Annotated in this window: 17 protein-coding genes; 16 read left to right on the forward strand and 1 reads right to left on the reverse strand. The window is 64.1% G+C overall.

Going from position 1 to position 14,925, the window contains the following annotated elements; translation table 11 throughout:
- The first annotated feature begins 46 nt into the window (after positions 1–46).
- The 8 genes from R6254_RS01095 (at position 47) to R6254_RS01130 (ending at position 6,647) form a co-directional block, all read left to right on the forward strand.
- Complete coding sequence (locus R6254_RS01095; RefSeq protein WP_318403753.1) at positions 47–1,030, forward strand: Bug family tripartite tricarboxylate transporter substrate binding protein; 984 nt, start codon at positions 47–49, stop codon at positions 1,028–1,030.
- A 63-nt stretch (positions 1,031–1,093) separates the two neighbouring features.
- A complete protein-coding gene (locus R6254_RS01100) occupies positions 1,094–1,873 on the forward strand; it encodes a cyclase family protein (protein WP_318403754.1) in 780 nt (259 codons plus the stop codon).
- A 130-nt stretch (positions 1,874–2,003) separates the two neighbouring features.
- Positions 2,004–3,263 carry an MFS transporter gene (locus tag R6254_RS01105; RefSeq protein WP_318403755.1) on the forward strand — a complete coding sequence of 420 codons (1,260 nt, stop codon included), beginning with the start codon at positions 2,004–2,006 and terminating at the stop codon, positions 3,261–3,263.
- Between the two features lie 202 nt (positions 3,264–3,465).
- The gene (locus tag R6254_RS01110) at positions 3,466–3,945 is read left to right on the forward strand and encodes an aminoacyl-tRNA deacylase (RefSeq protein WP_318403756.1); all 480 of its coding nucleotides are present in this window, start codon (positions 3,466–3,468) and stop codon (positions 3,943–3,945) included.
- A gap of 357 nt (positions 3,946–4,302) precedes the next feature.
- On the forward strand, positions 4,303–5,310 hold the full coding sequence (locus R6254_RS01115) for a CsgG/HfaB family protein (RefSeq protein WP_318403757.1): 1,008 nt from the start codon (positions 4,303–4,305) through the stop codon (positions 5,308–5,310).
- Positions 5,307–5,639, forward strand: a complete 333-nt coding sequence (locus R6254_RS01120; protein ID WP_318403758.1) for a hypothetical protein — start codon at positions 5,307–5,309, stop codon at positions 5,637–5,639. Before R6254_RS01115 ends, R6254_RS01120 begins: the two co-directional genes overlap by 4 nt.
- A gap of 10 nt (positions 5,640–5,649) precedes the next feature.
- The gene (locus R6254_RS01125; protein ID WP_318403759.1) at positions 5,650–6,012 is read left to right on the forward strand and encodes a DUF4810 domain-containing protein; all 363 of its coding nucleotides are present in this window, start codon (positions 5,650–5,652) and stop codon (positions 6,010–6,012) included.
- A gap of 20 nt (positions 6,013–6,032) precedes the next feature.
- The gene (locus R6254_RS01130) at positions 6,033–6,647 is read left to right on the forward strand and encodes a DUF799 domain-containing protein (RefSeq protein WP_318403760.1); all 615 of its coding nucleotides are present in this window, start codon (positions 6,033–6,035) and stop codon (positions 6,645–6,647) included.
- Between the two features lie 66 nt (positions 6,648–6,713).
- Here the strand turns inward: R6254_RS01130 and R6254_RS01135 are convergent, their stop codons facing one another.
- Positions 6,714–7,625 carry a LysR family transcriptional regulator gene (locus tag R6254_RS01135; RefSeq protein ID WP_318403761.1) on the reverse strand — a complete coding sequence of 304 codons (912 nt, stop codon included), beginning with the start codon at positions 7,623–7,625 and terminating at the stop codon, positions 6,714–6,716.
- A 109-nt stretch (positions 7,626–7,734) separates the two neighbouring features.
- Between R6254_RS01135 and R6254_RS01140 the strand changes: the two genes are divergently transcribed.
- From R6254_RS01140 to R6254_RS01175, 8 genes are all read left to right on the forward strand, one after another.
- On the forward strand, positions 7,735–8,160 hold the full coding sequence (locus R6254_RS01140) for a GlcG/HbpS family heme-binding protein (protein ID WP_318403762.1): 426 nt from the start codon (positions 7,735–7,737) through the stop codon (positions 8,158–8,160).
- A 12-nt stretch (positions 8,161–8,172) separates the two neighbouring features.
- Complete coding sequence (locus tag R6254_RS01145) at positions 8,173–9,210, forward strand: amidohydrolase family protein (RefSeq protein WP_318403763.1); 1,038 nt, start codon at positions 8,173–8,175, stop codon at positions 9,208–9,210.
- Entirely contained in the window at positions 9,207–10,106 is a 900-nt protein-coding gene (locus tag R6254_RS01150) for a VOC family protein (RefSeq protein ID WP_318403764.1), read from the forward strand. Before R6254_RS01145 ends, R6254_RS01150 begins: the two co-directional genes overlap by 4 nt.
- 53 nt (positions 10,107–10,159) lie before the next feature.
- Positions 10,160–10,690: a GlcG/HbpS family heme-binding protein gene (locus R6254_RS01155; protein WP_318403765.1), complete on the forward strand. Its 531-nt coding sequence runs from the start codon at positions 10,160–10,162 to the stop codon at positions 10,688–10,690.
- Between the two features lie 66 nt (positions 10,691–10,756).
- Positions 10,757–11,620: a fumarylacetoacetate hydrolase family protein gene (locus R6254_RS01160; protein ID WP_318403766.1), complete on the forward strand. Its 864-nt coding sequence runs from the start codon at positions 10,757–10,759 to the stop codon at positions 11,618–11,620.
- Complete coding sequence (locus R6254_RS01165; protein ID WP_318403767.1) at positions 11,620–13,194, forward strand: bifunctional 3-(3-hydroxy-phenyl)propionate/3-hydroxycinnamic acid hydroxylase; 1,575 nt, start codon at positions 11,620–11,622, stop codon at positions 13,192–13,194. Before R6254_RS01160 ends, R6254_RS01165 begins: the two co-directional genes overlap by 1 nt.
- A gap of 45 nt (positions 13,195–13,239) precedes the next feature.
- Positions 13,240–14,220 (forward strand): Bug family tripartite tricarboxylate transporter substrate binding protein, encoded by a 981-nt coding sequence (locus R6254_RS01170; protein WP_318403768.1) that lies wholly within the window; start codon positions 13,240–13,242, stop codon positions 14,218–14,220.
- 283 nt (positions 14,221–14,503) lie between these two features.
- Complete coding sequence (locus R6254_RS01175; protein ID WP_318403769.1) at positions 14,504–14,755, forward strand: GlsB/YeaQ/YmgE family stress response membrane protein; 252 nt, start codon at positions 14,504–14,506, stop codon at positions 14,753–14,755.
- Positions 14,756–14,925: the final 170 nt, after the last annotated feature.

Genomic DNA, 14,925 nt, shown 5'->3' on the forward strand with positions numbered 1-14,925 from the left:
ACAGTTTTCCCCCGTTCTTTGCAAACCCACCCTGAAGGAAACCAACATGACCCGACGCCTTTTCAGCCAAGCGCTTGCAGCGGGGCTGTTTCTGCCCGCACTGACGCTCTCTACCCCGGCCAGCGCCAAACCTTACACCGGGACGGTTCGTGTGCTGGTGGGCTTTCCCCCGGGCGGCCACACCGACGTGGTCGCACGTGCCATTCTCGACAGGCTCAGCAAAGCCTTGGGCGGCCAGGTCTTCATCGTGGAGAACCGGTCCGGCGCCGGCGGCCAGATCGCCGCGCAACTGACCAAGGCCGCGCCGGCCGATGGTTCCACCATCATGCTGTCGATCGACCACACGCAGGTGATCATTCCCCTCACCATCGCCGCCGCCGGCTACAACCCGGTGAGCGATTTCACGGCCATGTCGGGCGTGGCCTCGTATTACAACGTGCTGGCCGTCAGCACCACCACGGGCGTGAAAACCATGGCCGAACTCGGCCCCTGGCTCAAGGCCAACCCCAGCGCCAGCAACTACGGCATTCCGGCCGCCGGCAGCGTACCGCAGTTTATTGGCCACATCATCGGCAAGTCGTTTGGCGTCACCATGAACTCCATTCCCTACAAGGGCGGTGCACCCATGGTCCAGGACCTGCTGGCCGGCCAGGTGCCCATGGCCATCGCCTCCATGACCGAACTGATCGAACACCACCGCGCCGGCAAGGTGCGCATTCTGGCAAGTTCTGGCCAGACCCGCAGCCAGGCCGCGCCGGAGATTCCGACCTTTCGCGAGCTCGGCTACACCGGCATCGACAAAAACCCCTGGCTGGCGTTTTTTGGGCCCAAGGGTTTGCCGGCGGATTTTGTCGCACGTTTCGACGACGCGATGAAAGTCGTTTTGGCCCAGCCCGACTTGCAAGACAAACTCGCGAAGATCGGCGACGAAGTGTCCGCGGTACCCGGCAAGGAAGTGCAGCAATGGGTGGTGGATGGCACCCGCCACTGGGAGCAGGTCATCCGCGAGTCCGGCTTCAAGCCGCAATAAACCCCGCACCACGATTCATCCCGGGCGCATCGCGCCCGGCTTTTTTCCTGACTGGACTTTCCCATGACCCTCCTGACCCAACTGGCCCAGGCCATGCGCACCCAAGCCGTCCGCACCATTGACCTGACACACACCTTGAGCGAGGACTTTCCGGCGCTGCAATTGCCACCTCAGTTCGGCCAGGTGGCCGGCTTCAAAATGGAACATATCTCCAGGTACGACGAAGCCGGGCCGGGCTGGTACTGGAACAACTTCACCTGCGGCGAACACACCGGCACCCATTTCGATGCACCCGCGCATTGGGTCACCGGCAAGGACCACCCCCACAACACCGTCGACACCATCCCGCCCGCCAGTTTTATCGCCCCGGCGGTGGTGGTGGACGCCAGCGCGCAAGTGGCGCAAGACCCCGACTGGCTACTGACCACGGATTTCCTGCAAGCCTGGGAAGGCAAACATGGCCGCATCCCGGAGGGCGCGTGGCTGCTGTTTCGCACCGACTGGTCCAAGCGCCTGAGCGACCCCGCCGCCTTTGTCAACATGCGCGAGGACGGCGCCCACACACCGGGCCCGACGCAGGCCGCCGTGGAATGGCTGATCAAGGAACGCCAGGTGCACGGCTTCGGCGTCGAGACCATCAACACCGATGCCGGCCAGTCTTACAGCTGGCCGCTGGCCTACCCCTGCCATACCCTGATGCACGGTGCCAACCGTTACGGCTTGCAATGCCTGAAAAACCTCGACCAGTTGCCCGTCACCGGCGCACTGATCGTGGCCGCACCCTTGAAGATCCGCGAGGGCTCCGGCAGTCCGCTGCGTGTGCTGGCCCTGGTTGCGGACTGACATTGCAGCCGCTCCTGTTTTAATAGCTGCTTGCGCCCGTCCTGATTGGGCTAGAGGCGTAAATTTCTTTGAACCTCGGCGCCCGGCCGCCGCCCCGGCGGAAAACGACCCGCTCGTGTAACCTCAAGGCATGAGTTCTCTTCCTCCGCCCTTGGCCGCCAGCGTCACCTCACCGGCCACCGCCTCGCCCCGTTCCGTCTGGGTCATGCTGTTTGCGTTGACCACCGCGTTTGCGCTCAGCCAGGCTTACCGCAGCGTGGCCGCCATCATGGCCTCGCCGCTACGCGATGACTTTCATCTGAGCGCGCAGGCGCTGGGCCTGTTTGCCGGCGCCTTTCACTTTGCGTTTGGCGCCATGCAACTGTTCATGGGCATAGGCATTGACCTGCACGGCGTGCGGCGCACGGTGCTCACGGCTTTTCCGGTGGCGATTGCGGGCTCGGCGCTGTCGGCGCTGTCCGGCAGTTACGGTGTGCTGGTGCTGGGGCAGGTCTTGATCGGCGTGGGCTGCGCGCCGGCCTTCCTGGTCTGCACCGTCTTCATTGCGCGCAATTTTCCGGCCGACCGTTTTGCGGCGATCTCCGGCCTGACCTTGGGCCTGGGCGGCATCGGCATGTTGCTCACCGGCACGCCTCTGGCCTGGCTGATCGAGGCGACGTCGTGGCGCATGGGATTTTGGGTGCTGGGCGGTATTGCGGCGCTGGCCTGGTTGCTGATCTGGGGTCTGGTGCATGAGCCGGCGCAGGCAGCACACGCGGTGCATCCGAAGGAATCGATGCGTGAGGCCTTCGCCGGCTTCGGGGCACTGTTCATGCTGCCGCACACGCTGGGCATCATGCTGCTGGCCAGCGTGGGCTACGCGTCCTTCATCGCACTGCGCGGTTTATGGCTGGGGCCGATGCTGATGGAGCGCCACGGCTTTTCGTTGGTGCAAAGCGGCAATGTTGCGCTGGTGATGTCGCTGGCCTCGCTGTTCGGCCCGCCACTGTTTGGCCGTTTCGACCCCGGCCCCGTCCACCGCCGCCGCTGGATCACCGGGTTCACGCTGCTGCTGGCCGCGCTGTTTGCGGCCTTTGCCATGACACACAGCACCCTGATCGACGTGATCGGCCCCGTCGTGATCGGTGTGCTCTCGGGCTTCATGGTGCTGCAGTATGCCGACGTGCGCGCCGCCTACCCCGCGGCCATGACCGGCCGCGCCATGGCAGTGTTCACCATGGCCATCTTTCTCGGCGTGGCCGCCGTGCAATGGTTCACCGGCATCGTCGCTTCGATGGCCAGCGCCCGCGGCATCGAGCCCTACACGGCCGTGCTGGCCAGCATTGCCGCGCTGCTGCTGGCGGGCGCGCTGGCGTTCACGCTGCTGCCCGGGCCACCCAAGTCGGGCTGACGCTCATTCGCTCCTGTTTTTATAGCTACTTGCGCCCGCACCATATGGGTTAAAGGCATTTTTTATCGTGAATTGACAGCTGGCCGCCTCGCCTGAAATACCCCAGTGGCAACGCGGCATTAATCGGCCTAAACTGATCAATGCCTGCACGGGCCCAAGTGCTGTCTGGCCCCGGAAGGTCTATTTTTTCCAGGAGGCTGCCATGTCCATTCCCTCAAACCTAGCCACCTACCTCGACCAGCGCGGTGCGCGCTATGAGGTTGTTCCGCATGCACACAGCCGCACCAGTGCAGAGACGGCCCGCAGCGCCAACGTCATGGCCTGCCACCTGGCCAAGTCGGTGATTCTGGAAGACGACGCCGGCTTCGTGATGGCCGTGATCCCCGCCGACAAAGCCGTGCGTGTGGGCGAGTTGGCACGCATGCTCCAGCGAAAGGAGTTGCGACTGGCCGACGAAGACCGCGTGGCCATGCTGTTCAAAGGCTGCGAGCCCGGCGCCGTGCCCTCGATCGGCATGCCCTGGGGCATTGAAACCGTGGTGGATGACGAGCTTGAAGAAAGCGAAGTCGTGTACATGGAAGGCGGCGACCACGAACGCCTGCTGCGCATGTCGCACGAGAACTTCCACGCCCTGATGAGCGCGCAACGCCACGGCCAGTTCTGCAAGTACCCGACGCATTGAGGTTGGTCCGGCCGCGCTGATTCGTTTTGCCGCGTGGCTGGCGGCGGGGTGATCGCGTTTGCGCTGCGGCCTGAATTTGCCATGCTGCGCGCTTAATCGCTTTTTGCAGCAAGCCACACCCGTGTCAATTGGCAAGAAGGCCCTCTCCTCCCTCAATCATGAGCTTCTCCGGTATGGCAGGTCAGAAGACGTGCCTTTTTTTGTTAATTATTCACAACATTCATCTGCCGAAATACGTGCATTGCAGAGCTAAAGCTATGGTGAACCCTCGGCTTTAGAGGCATGATCCCCTGTCACAAACTGTAAGCGGCTGACAACGAGTTACCGTCCGCATGAATAAGTCAAAAGGGGAGTTGCATGATTGCAGAAACTGCAAGTGGGAGGCTTGGCCGTCTGGGCCTGCCGGTAGCCATGGCACTGGTGGCCGGCCTGTCGGGATGTGCGGTTCAAACGCCGCCCCTAACGCAAATGGAAGCGCCGCAGGCCTTGGCTACGCAGAAGGCCGCCCAGCAAGCCGTCATGGCACAAGCGCCCGCGGCGCCCACGCTCAAAAGAAAAATTGCCCTGGGACGTATCACCAATGAGACGAACTACGGGCAATCACTGCTGCGAGACCGCAGCGGTGACCCATTGGGCAAACAGGTCTCTGACCTGATGAGCAAGGCGCTCACCGAGTCCGGTGCCTATCTGGTTTTTGAGCGTCCCGATATTGGGCGCATCCAGGCCGAAGGCCGCCTGACCGACACCAAGCTGAACCTTGTCGGCGTTGATGCGCTGGTCATCGGATCACTCACCGAATTCGGCCGCAAGACCGTCGGTGCGTCAGGTTTTGTCTCGTCGAGCAAACGCCAGGTGGCTTTTGCCAAGGTTGATGTACGCGCCGTGGACGTCAACACCGGCCATGTGTTTTTTGCCGCCTCGGGCGCCGGTGAAGCATCCACTGAGACGGCCTCGACCTTCGGCTTCGGCTCGCAAGCCGGATACGACGGCACATTGAACGACGCAGCCGTTCGGCAGGCCGTCGCCGAGGCGGTCAGCCGCTTGTCTGTCGAGATGCGTGCGCGCCCCTGGCAAACCTACATCCTCAAAGCTGACGGCAACCGGGTCTTCCTGGGCGGAGGCAAGAGCCAGGGTATCAAGCCCGGCATGCAGTTTTCCGTTCATACCCAGGGCGAGCAGGTGAAGTCTCCACAAACAGGTGCGATCGTGACGCTCCCCGGCCAGCTGATTGCGCTGGTGCGGGTTGATGCGCTGTTCGGCGACAACGAACTCAACGAAGGGTCTGTCGCATCCATGGCGTCCGGCTCCCTGGGGAGCTACCGGCCGGACCAATTGCTGGTCCGCTACGAAGGAGCCCAACCATGAAAAATGTTCTGACAAGCCTGTTGATCGGCGCCACCATCGCCAGCACCTTGCTGCTGGGCGCTTGCACCCAGATGCCCACCGAGAAGCAAGGCATCTCGGACATGCGGCCCCAGATTTCGTTCAAACCAGCGGACGACAACGTACGCAACGCCAGAGTCATTCTCGACGGACTGGACATGGGATCGGTCGGCAACTACGTCGAAGGCACGGCCGCACTGCGCATTCTTCCCGGCACCCATGTGCTCACCCTCGCCCTGGGCGGCCAGCTCATTCTTGAAGAAAAGTTTTATGTGGGTGATGGCGTGAGCCGCACCTTCGTTGCGAAATAAGGAAGCAGACATGCGCGCTTTATCACTCTTGCCGATCGCACTGGCGCTTTCCGGCTGCGTCACGCCCACGCTTTACCAATGGGGCGGTTACGACCAGGCGCTCTACGCCGGCTACAAGGACCCCACCAAAATGGAAGCCATGCGGCTGAAGCTGGAAGCCCATATGACCGAGATGGAGAAGTCCAAACAAAAAATGGCGCCCGGCCTTTACGCCGAGTTGGGCACGCTTTACCTGCAGGCCGGCTCCGCAGACAAAGCCGCGGCCCTGTATACGAAAGAGCGGGACGCATGGCCTGAAAGCAGCGGCTTGATGACCGCCATGATTCAAAACATTGAGCGTCGTGAAAAATCCAAGAAAGAAGCCCAACAATGAGAGCCGTTCTTTGCCTCCTGATGGCGGTCTTCCTGACCGGTTGTGTCACCCAGCCCACGAAAAAGGACATGAGCGCTTTCCAGGCCGCCGCGCCTCGCTCCATCCTGGTTGTGCCGACCATCAACAAATCCCTGGACGTCGATGCGCCCAACTACGTGTTGGCGGCGCTGCCCATGCCGATTGCAGAAAAAGGCTACTACGTCTTTCCGGTGAACACCACCAAATATGTGCTCGAACAAGAAGGCTACTACGAAGGTGAGCGCATTCATCAGCAACCGACCGAGTCCTTGGCCAAACTTTTTGGTGCCGACGCGGTCCTGTATGTGTCGATCAACCGGTGGGACGCTCAGTACGCGCTTATCACCACCACCGTGACCGTGGACTTTGACTATCGCCTCGTGAGCAAGGACGGAACGGAAATCTGGAAAGAAAACAAACGCATGCAATATGCGCCGCAAAACAACAACAGCGGCGGCTCACCGCTTGGGATGATTCTTTCCGCCGTGATCAGCGCAGCATTGACGCGCGTTGCGCCCAACTACATGCCGCTGACCCAGCAAGCCAATCACCAGGTGTTTGTCATGGGCGTCAATCCTTTACCGGATGGCCCCTACCGGACGCCACTGATTAAGTAGCCGCCAGTCGGGCCGCCTGCTTAAGGGAAGTCCCCGCGGCCGCCCAAACGGCGACCTGAGCCAGCCTCAGGTCTGACTGGTCGTGAACAGCGCCTGCACCATGCTGCGCAGCCAGAGGTTGGCCGGGTCCTTGTGAACGCGCCGGTGCCAGAACTGGTGGACGGCAATCACCGGCGACTTGATGGGTGTTTCCAGCACGCGGATGGTGCCGTAACGCCGGCAGACATCGGCCAGGTCGCGGGGCACGGTGGCCATCAGGTCCGAACTTTCAATCACCGGCAGCAGGCTCATGAAATGCGACAACTCCAGCACGACCCGGCGCTTGAGGCCGCGCTGGTCAAAAAACTGCTCGAACACATGTTCGCGTCCATCAGGCCGCACCACCGCATGGGACAGCGCCATGTACTCCCTGAGCGTCAGCCGCTCACCGACCGTGGGATGGCCGCTACGCACGATGCACACATGCGCGCTGCCGAACAATTTCTGCTGGAAAAATCCCGCCTTTTGAAGATCCGGAAAATACCCGATCGCCAGGTCGGCGGCACCCGACTCCAGCGCCTCGGCCGCGGCCGGCCGGGACTTGGCCACGGTGCGCAACTGCGCCTGCGGCGCCTCCCGGGACATCCGCGCCAGCAGCTTGGGCACAAAATTGACCTCGCCGATGTCTGGCGTGATGAGGGTGAAGGTCCGGTCCGTTGTCGCGGGATCAAAACCTGAGCGCTGAAGAATCTCGCCCTTGACGGTGTCGATCACGCGGCGCACCGGCCCGGCCAGTTCCAGCGCCCGTGGCGTTGGTTTCATCTCGGCGCCGGTCTTCACAAACAACGGGTCGTCAAACCAGCCGCGCAGCCGCGCCACCGCCGCGCTCATGGCGGGCTGGCTCAGGCCAATGGCTTCCCCAGCGCGCGTCACGTTGCGGTGCGTCGTCATGGCGTCAAACACCACCAGCAGGTTCATGTCGATGGTACGTATATCCATGGCATGGATTGTATGTATTCACAACATCGACTAGCTGGATACAAAAGCCGTCCCTACACTTCGCTGCAGCGCCACCCGTTGCGCAACGAAACCGCAGGAGACAAAGCACATGACACACCTGACACTGGCACAGGCCAACATCATCCTGGCCGCGGCACTCGACGCGTCCCGCCAGGCCGGCTACAAACCCATGGCCGTGGTCGTGCTGGATGCGGCCGGCCATCTCAAGGCCGCGCAGCGCGAAGACGGTGCCAGCATGTTCCGCGTGGATATTGCCACCGGCAAGGCCTGGGCCGCGATCGGCATGGGCGCAGCCAGCCGCACGCTGGCCAAGCGCGCCAAAGACAACCCCACCTTTTTTGTATCCCTGGCCGCCACGGCGCAGGGCCGCTTTCTCGCGCAAACCGGCGCGGTCCTGATCAAGAATGCGCAGGGGGCGGTGCTGGGCGCGGTAGGCGCCTCCGGCGGCACCGGTGACGAAGACGAGGCCATCTGCATCGCGGGTGTACAGGCTGTCGGCCTGCAACACGCGTAAGGCGCCCGTCGCATGCGCCCCCTCTGCCACTGCGGCATCGACGTGCACGCGCACGTCGTGCCGGAAAACTTTCCCACTCACCGGGGCCGCACCATGCCATCGCTGTGGCCGTCCACCGCTGCCGCACCCGAGGCCGGCGGCTTGTGCCACCGCCACATCATGATCGCCGGTAAAAACTACCGCACGGTGTCCGAGAAATGCTGGAGCCCGTCACGACGCCTGGCCGACCTGCCCGCCATGGGCCTGGCCCGGCAGGTGATCTCGCCGATGCCGGAGCTGCTCTCCTACTGGTTCGAGCCCGCCGATGCGCAGCAGCTGCTGCGTTACCTCAATGAGCAGATCGCCGCCATGGTGGCCGAGTCCGATGGCGCGCTGATCGGCCTGGGCGCCGTCCCCTTGCAAGACCTGGACATGGCCCTGGCCGAGTTGCGTTACGTGATGGAACCGCTGGGTTTTGCCGGTGTCGAAATCGGCAGCAACATCAACGGTGTGCCCATCGGCGACCCACGCTTCCAGCCCTTTTTTGCGGCCTGCGAAGCACTCGGTGCCGCGGTGTTTGTGCATGCGCTCAAACCCACCGGCATGGACCGCCTGGTGGGCCCACCGCCGCTGCAGCAGGTGCTGGCTTACCCCACCGATGTGGGCCTGGCCGCGGCGTCGGTGATCACCAGCAACCTGATGCTGCGCCACCCCCAACTGCGCATCGCCTTCAGCCACGGTGGCGGAACCCTGGCCAGCCTGCTGCCGCGCTTGCAGCAGAGCTGGTCGGTATTTCCCGCACTCACGGAGCAAATCAAGACGGCCCCCACCGAACAGGCGCGCCGCCTGTACTTCGACACCCTGGTGTTCGACGGCGCGACCTTGCGCCACCTGGCGGGTGTATTCGGCGACACGCAACTGATGCTGGGCACCGACTACCCCTTCAATTTCCACGACCGCACGCCGGTGCAGCGTGTCGAGGCCGCCGGCTTCGACAGCGCCAGCGCCGAGCGACTGATTCACCGCAACGCCGAGACCTTTCTCGGCCTGCCCACAAGGACACCCTCATGAGTTCTCCCTGGATAGAGGCGCTGCGCAGCGTCGCCCTGCACCTGCCCGACCTGGCGAAGGCCGAAGCTTTTTACACCGAGGTGTGGAAGCTCCGCGTCGTGGCGCGCGACGCCGACGCCATCTACCTGCGCGGCACCGGCCCGGACCACCACCTGCTGTCCATCCACGCCGGCGGCGATGTCGCGCAAATCCGCCATGTGACCTTGCGCGCACGTTCGCAGGCGGCACTGGCGGAGATCGAAACCGCCACGCTGCAAGCCGGTGGCAGCATCGCCGTGCCGCTCGCACCGCTGAACGATCCGGCGGGCGGCATGGGCCTGACGCTGCGCGACCCGGACGGCCGGCTGATCCAGGTCGTGCACGGCGACCGCCAGCACAGCGACATCGACGCTGCCAAGGACAGTCCGATACGGCTGGCACACGCCGTGCTCAATGCACACAACGTACCCAAGGCGCAGGCCTTCTTCGAGCAGGCGCTGGGCTTTCGACTGGTGGACCGCACCCGCATCATGGCCTTCCTCAATTGTGCTGCCGACCACCACAGCATCGCACTGGGCGACACCGACAACGACGCGCTCAACCACATCGCCTTTCTGATGCCCGAACTTGAGTCCGTCATGCGCGGCGGAGGCCGCATGAAAGACGCCGGCCACGCCATCGAATGGGGCCCAGGCCGCCACGGTCCGGGCAACAACGCCTTCAACTATTTCATCGACCCCTTTGGCGTGGTCATTGAATACACCGCCGATGTGCAGCAGATCGATGACCGCTACCGCGTGGGCGCGCCCGATGACTGGAAGTGGCCGCCCGGCCGCGTGGACCAGTGGGGCATTTCCCCGCCCCCCAGCGCGCGACTGAAAGAAGCCCAGCGCGCCGTGTTGTTTGTGCCGTCCTGAGCATTGCCCCATTTCCCGTGAACCCTGCACCCAACCACCAGATGGAGACAGCCATGAATTCAAAACCCCCTTTCATTTCCACCCGCGCCATGACACCCGCCGTCGGTCGAATCGCGGCACTGCTCTGTCTGGTCCTGGCCGGCCTTGCCGCGCCAGCGATGGCGCAAACCCAGGTGCGTCCGCCGTCTTACGGGCCAGCCATTCAGTTGGAAAGTGCCCGCAAGGTTGCCGCGGCCGCCCTGGCTGAAGCACAGAAGAACGGATGGACCATGGCCGTTGCGATCACCAACACCTCCGGTGACCTGGTCTTGTTCGAAAAGATGGATGACACCCAAAGCGCCAGCGGACAGATCGCCATCGAGAAGTCACGCTCGGCATCCATGTTCAAGCGCCCCACCAAGGTCTTCGGCGACATGCTGGCGGCAGGCAATACCTACCTGCTCGGGCTCGCCAATGCCAACCCCGTCGAAGGTGGCCTTCCGCTCATCGCCGACGGAAAGGTGATCGGTGCGATCGGCGCTTCAGGCGGCACCGGCGCTCAGGATGGCGTTGTTGCAAAAGCCGGTGCTGAGCAATTTCGCTAAGTCACACCAGCGTGTGATTCCTCTTTTTTTCTTCTCGTTTTCCACCTCCACCCCTCAAGAGACTTCATGAAATTCACCACTTTTCTCCACAACGGACAAGCCCGCCTGGGCCTCGTCAATGGCCAGGACGTGATCGACCTCAACGCGGCCCAGCCGCAAGTGCCTGCCGACCTGCGCGCCGCGCTGGCGGCCGGTGTTGACCTGGCCGCAGCCGCTACCGCCGCACTCGCCGGCAGCGCACCACGCCTGAAGCTCGACAGCCTGACACTGGCCCCGCTGGTGCCAGAACCCGGCAAGATCATCTGCCTGGGCCTGAACTACTTCGACCATGCCAAGGAAGGCGGGCGCGACAAGCCCGAATACCCGTGGTTCTTCTTGCGCTCCGCTTCGTCGCTACTGGCGGCCGGTGGCAAGGCCTTGCGCCCGCGCGTTTCCGAACGCTTTGACTACGAAGCCGAGGTCGCGGTGGTGATCGGGAAAACCGTCAAACACGCCACGCTCGACAACGCCCTCGACGCCGTCTTCGGCTACACCTGTTTCAACGACATCTCGGTGCGCGACTACCAGAAGAAAACGCCGCAATGGAGCATTGGCAAAAACTTCGACCGCACCGGCGGCTTTGGCCCGGTGCTGGTCACCGCCGACGAGTTGCCTGCGGGCGCGAGTGAGCTGCGTATCCAGACCCGCCTGAACGGCCAGGTGATGCAGGACGCCAACACGCGCGACATGATCTGGGGCGTGGCCGAGACCATCAAGCTCGTCACCGAATGCATGACGCTGGAGCCCGGCGACGTGATCGTCATGGGCACACCGGCCGGTGTGGGCCAGGCGCGCACACCGCAGGTCTGGATGAAACACGGCGACACCGTTGAAATCGAGATCGAACGCATCGGCGTGTTGACCAACACCATCGAGGACGAGGCCGCCTGATGACGCAGCCGGTATATGACGTCGCGATTGTGGGCTTCGGCCCCACCGGGGCCGTGGCCGCCGCCTTGCTGGGCCGGCGCGGCCTGCGCACCTTTGTCTGCGACCGCCAGCATGAGGTCTATGACAAGCCGCGCGCCATCGCCCTCGACCATGAAATCATGCGCGTCTTCCAGGAGCTGGGACTGGCCGACGAGCTGGCCGCCTTCATGGAACCCTTCACCGACTCGCTGTATTACGGCGTGGACGGCGCGCTGATCAAACGCATGTCCACCGTTGCGCCGCCGTATCCGCTGGGTTACCCGCCCTCGCTGGTGTTCACGCAGCCGCGCGTCGAGCAGGTATTGCGCCGTCACGTGGGCACCCTGGCGAGCGTGACGGTTGCGCTGGGCCAGACCGTGACCGGCTTGCAGCAGAGCGCCGAGCACGCCACCCTGAGCCTGCGCGATGAACAGGGCAGTGCCTCCACGGTGCAGGCCCGCTACGTCATCGCCTGCGACGGCGCGTCCAGCACGCTGCGTGGCCTGGCCGGCCTGGAATTGCATGACCTGGGTTTTGACGAACCCTGGCTGGTGGTTGATGTGCTGGTCAACGAACACGGGCTGGCCAAACTGCCCGTGCACAGTGCCCAGTACTGCGAGCCGCAGCGGCCCTGCTCCTACCTCATCGGACCCGGCAAGCACCGGCGCTGGGAGATCTCCATCAACGCCGGCGAAGACCCGCAGCACCTGGCCACCCCCGAAGGCACCTGGCCGCTGCTGGCGCGCTGGATCACCCCGCAAGACGCCACGCTGTGGCGCCAGGCCAGCTACCGCTTCCATGCGCTGGTGGCGCGCGAGTGGCGCAGTGGTCGCGTCTTCCTCGCCGGCGACGCCGCCCACCAGCAACCGCCGTTTCTCGGCCAGGGCATGTGTCAGGGCATACGCGACGTGGCCAACCTCTGCTGGAAGCTGGACGCCGTCCTCGCGGGCAAAGCGCCGGATGCATTGCTCGACACCTACAGCCCCGAACGCAAGACGCATGTCACCGAACTGACCAGCCGCATCAAACACATCGGCCAGCTCATCGGCGAGCGCGACCCCGCTGCGGCGCGTGAGCGCGACCAGGCCCTGCTCGCGCAGGCCGGCGGCGCAGTCCAGCCCACGCCGCGGCAAGACGTGCAACCGTCGATTGCCGGCGTGCAGGCTTCGGCCAGTTGCCTGGCCGGACAGACCCACGCCGCGCGCGGCACGCTCTTTCCCCAGCCCTGGATCCTGCGGCCCGAAGGCCGGGCGCGGCTGGACCAGCTTGCAGGCACAGGCTGGCGGCTGGTGCTCGCTGCAGGCGCCAGCAGCGCCGTCAGGGATAGCGTCCAACAGCACGCCACGACCAGCGCATTGACGCTGGTGGACATAGCCGACAAGGCCTGGCTTGAGGCTGACGGCGTCGTGGCGAACTGGATGGCCCGCCATCAGTGCCAGGCAGCGCTGGTGCGCCCCGACCACTATGTGTTCGGCGTCGCCCACTCGGCCGATGGCGTTGATGAGCTGCTGGCCGGCTGGGCGCAACACGCGGCCCGCACGGCGGTCACCGCCTGAACTTTTGACTCAAGACGATTAACAACAACCCCAGGAGACAACACCATGAGCATGAAGCGCCGCCACTTCGCCCTTTCCCTCACCGCCCTGTCCATGGCAGGCTGGCTGCCGCTCGCGCGCGCCCAGGCCTGGCCGGACAAGCCCGTCAAGTTTGTGTTGTCGCAGCCGGCCGGCTCCGGCCCCGACAATGTGGCGCGCCTGCTGTCGGACCGCCTGGCCAAAAGCTGGGCCCAGCCCGTGGTGATCGACAACAAACCCGGCGGGCAGAACATCACCGGCGCACTGACGGCCGCACGTTCGCCGGCCGACGGCAGCACCTTTTACTTCGCGACCACCGCCGCGCTGGTAACCAACCCGCTGCTGTTCAAGACCCTGCCCTACGACCCGCAGAAAGACTTTGTGCCCGTGGCCTTTGTCGCCAAAAGCCCGTTTGCCATCCTGGTCGAAGCCGGCTCGCCGCTCAAGACGATTGAAGATTTGATCGCCCGCTCCAAAGCCGAGCCCGGCAAACTCACGCTGGGCAACGAGGGCCCGCGCACCTTCAGCGGCATGATCGCGCGCCTGTTCAACGCCCGCTCGGGCGCCCAGGCCAACCTGGTCTCGTACTCGTCGGTAGGCGTGGGCTCGCAAGACCTGATGGGCAAACACATCGACGCGATGGTGGCCGACCTGGCCTCCACCGCGCAGCTCGCCAAGCAGGGTCGGCTGCGCGTGCTGGCGACCAGTTCGCTCAAACGCGTGGCGGGCTGGGAGCAGGTGCCGGCGCTGTCCGAACTGCTGCCCGGCTTCGACATGGTGGGCTGGTTTGCGCTGGTCGCGCCCAAAGGCACACCGCAAGCGGCCATCGCCCGCGCCAACCGCGACATCAGCACCCTGCTGGCGGATAAAGAAGTGGCCGATCGCATCGCCACCATTGGCCCAATCGCCGAGCCCGGCCTGTCGGTGGACCAGGTGACGGCCTTCCTGGCCGGCGAACATGCACGCTGGGCCGCCATCACCAAAGAAATCGGCGTGCTGCCCGAGTAAGCCTGGCGCAGCCCGCCCCGCCGTGGCGGGCTGCAGATGCTACGCTTTTTATAGCGGCCATCAAAATCAGGTCATGGGCTAGCGGTCGATTTGATGCATCAACCAGAGGCCTACGCGCCGGCCCGTACGGACAAGCCACCCGCCGACCGCTGAAGACGCCCGGCCTGCCAGGCGCCGCCGTTATCCGCATGGTCCTACACCGCGGAAGTCGCTTCTCCGATAGGCCGCCGGCTGCGCACGGGAGAAGCTGGAGCCCTTCCTCCACTCCTTTGGAAAGACCGCCATGGGCATCATCTGGACCATCCTCATTGGTTTCATCATCGGCCTGGTGGCCAAGTTCCTGATGCCCGGGCGCGACCCGGCCGGGTTCATCATCACGGTGATCATCGGCATCGTCGGCTCCGTCATTGCCACCTTTCTCGGCCGCGCCATGGGCTGGTACCAGGTCGGCCAGTCGGCCGGCTTTATCGCCGCCGTGCTGGGCGCCATCGTCCTGCTCTACATCTACCGACTGGTGAGCGGCAAACGCGGATGAACTTCGCGCGCCGCGGTGTGGACGCCGGACGCTACTGAAACAATAGCTGGCAGCGCCCGACAGATAAGGGCTAGCGGCCAATTTGACTTGTATCTTCAGGCCCTTCGCCTCCGGCCCGTCCCTGTCTTTCTCCGCCTCTTCCCATCCCTGCATCCCGGTGCACGGCCAGC

It is taken from the genome of Polaromonas potterensis (genome assembly GCF_033446725.1).
Lineage (GTDB): Bacteria > Pseudomonadota > Gammaproteobacteria > Burkholderiales > Burkholderiaceae_C > Polaromonas.

Excerpts from the sequence above, each read along its gene's own strand:
- R6254_RS01145 (WP_318403763.1), top strand. The coding sequence starts at position 8,173 with ATGCGCCCCCTCTGCCACTGCGGCATCGACGTGCACGCGCACGTCGTG.
- R6254_RS01140 (WP_318403762.1), top strand. The coding sequence starts at position 7,735 with ATGACACACCTGACACTGGCACAGGCCAACATCATCCTGGCCGCGGCA.
- R6254_RS01115 (WP_318403757.1), top strand. The coding sequence starts at position 4,303 with ATGATTGCAGAAACTGCAAGTGGGAGGCTTGGCCGTCTGGGCCTGCCG.
- R6254_RS01125 (WP_318403759.1), top strand. The coding sequence starts at position 5,650 with ATGCGCGCTTTATCACTCTTGCCGATCGCACTGGCGCTTTCCGGCTGC.
- R6254_RS01170 (WP_318403768.1), top strand. The coding sequence starts at position 13,240 with ATGAGCATGAAGCGCCGCCACTTCGCCCTTTCCCTCACCGCCCTGTCC.
- R6254_RS01110 (WP_318403756.1), top strand. The coding sequence starts at position 3,466 with ATGTCCATTCCCTCAAACCTAGCCACCTACCTCGACCAGCGCGGTGCG.
- R6254_RS01155 (WP_318403765.1), top strand. The coding sequence starts at position 10,160 with ATGAATTCAAAACCCCCTTTCATTTCCACCCGCGCCATGACACCCGCC.
- R6254_RS01095 (WP_318403753.1), top strand. The coding sequence starts at position 47 with ATGACCCGACGCCTTTTCAGCCAAGCGCTTGCAGCGGGGCTGTTTCTG.
- R6254_RS01150 (WP_318403764.1), top strand. The coding sequence starts at position 9,207 with ATGAGTTCTCCCTGGATAGAGGCGCTGCGCAGCGTCGCCCTGCACCTG.
- R6254_RS01175 (WP_318403769.1), top strand. The coding sequence starts at position 14,504 with ATGGGCATCATCTGGACCATCCTCATTGGTTTCATCATCGGCCTGGTG.
- R6254_RS01165 (WP_318403767.1), top strand. The coding sequence starts at position 11,620 with ATGACGCAGCCGGTATATGACGTCGCGATTGTGGGCTTCGGCCCCACC.
- R6254_RS01160 (WP_318403766.1), top strand. The coding sequence starts at position 10,757 with ATGAAATTCACCACTTTTCTCCACAACGGACAAGCCCGCCTGGGCCTC.
- R6254_RS01105 (WP_318403755.1), top strand. The coding sequence starts at position 2,004 with ATGAGTTCTCTTCCTCCGCCCTTGGCCGCCAGCGTCACCTCACCGGCC.
- R6254_RS01100 (WP_318403754.1), top strand. The coding sequence starts at position 1,094 with ATGACCCTCCTGACCCAACTGGCCCAGGCCATGCGCACCCAAGCCGTC.
- R6254_RS01135 (WP_318403761.1), bottom strand. The coding sequence starts at position 7,625 with ATGGATATACGTACCATCGACATGAACCTGCTGGTGGTGTTTGACGCC.
- R6254_RS01120 (WP_318403758.1), top strand. The coding sequence starts at position 5,307 with ATGAAAAATGTTCTGACAAGCCTGTTGATCGGCGCCACCATCGCCAGC.
- R6254_RS01130 (WP_318403760.1), top strand. The coding sequence starts at position 6,033 with ATGGCGGTCTTCCTGACCGGTTGTGTCACCCAGCCCACGAAAAAGGAC.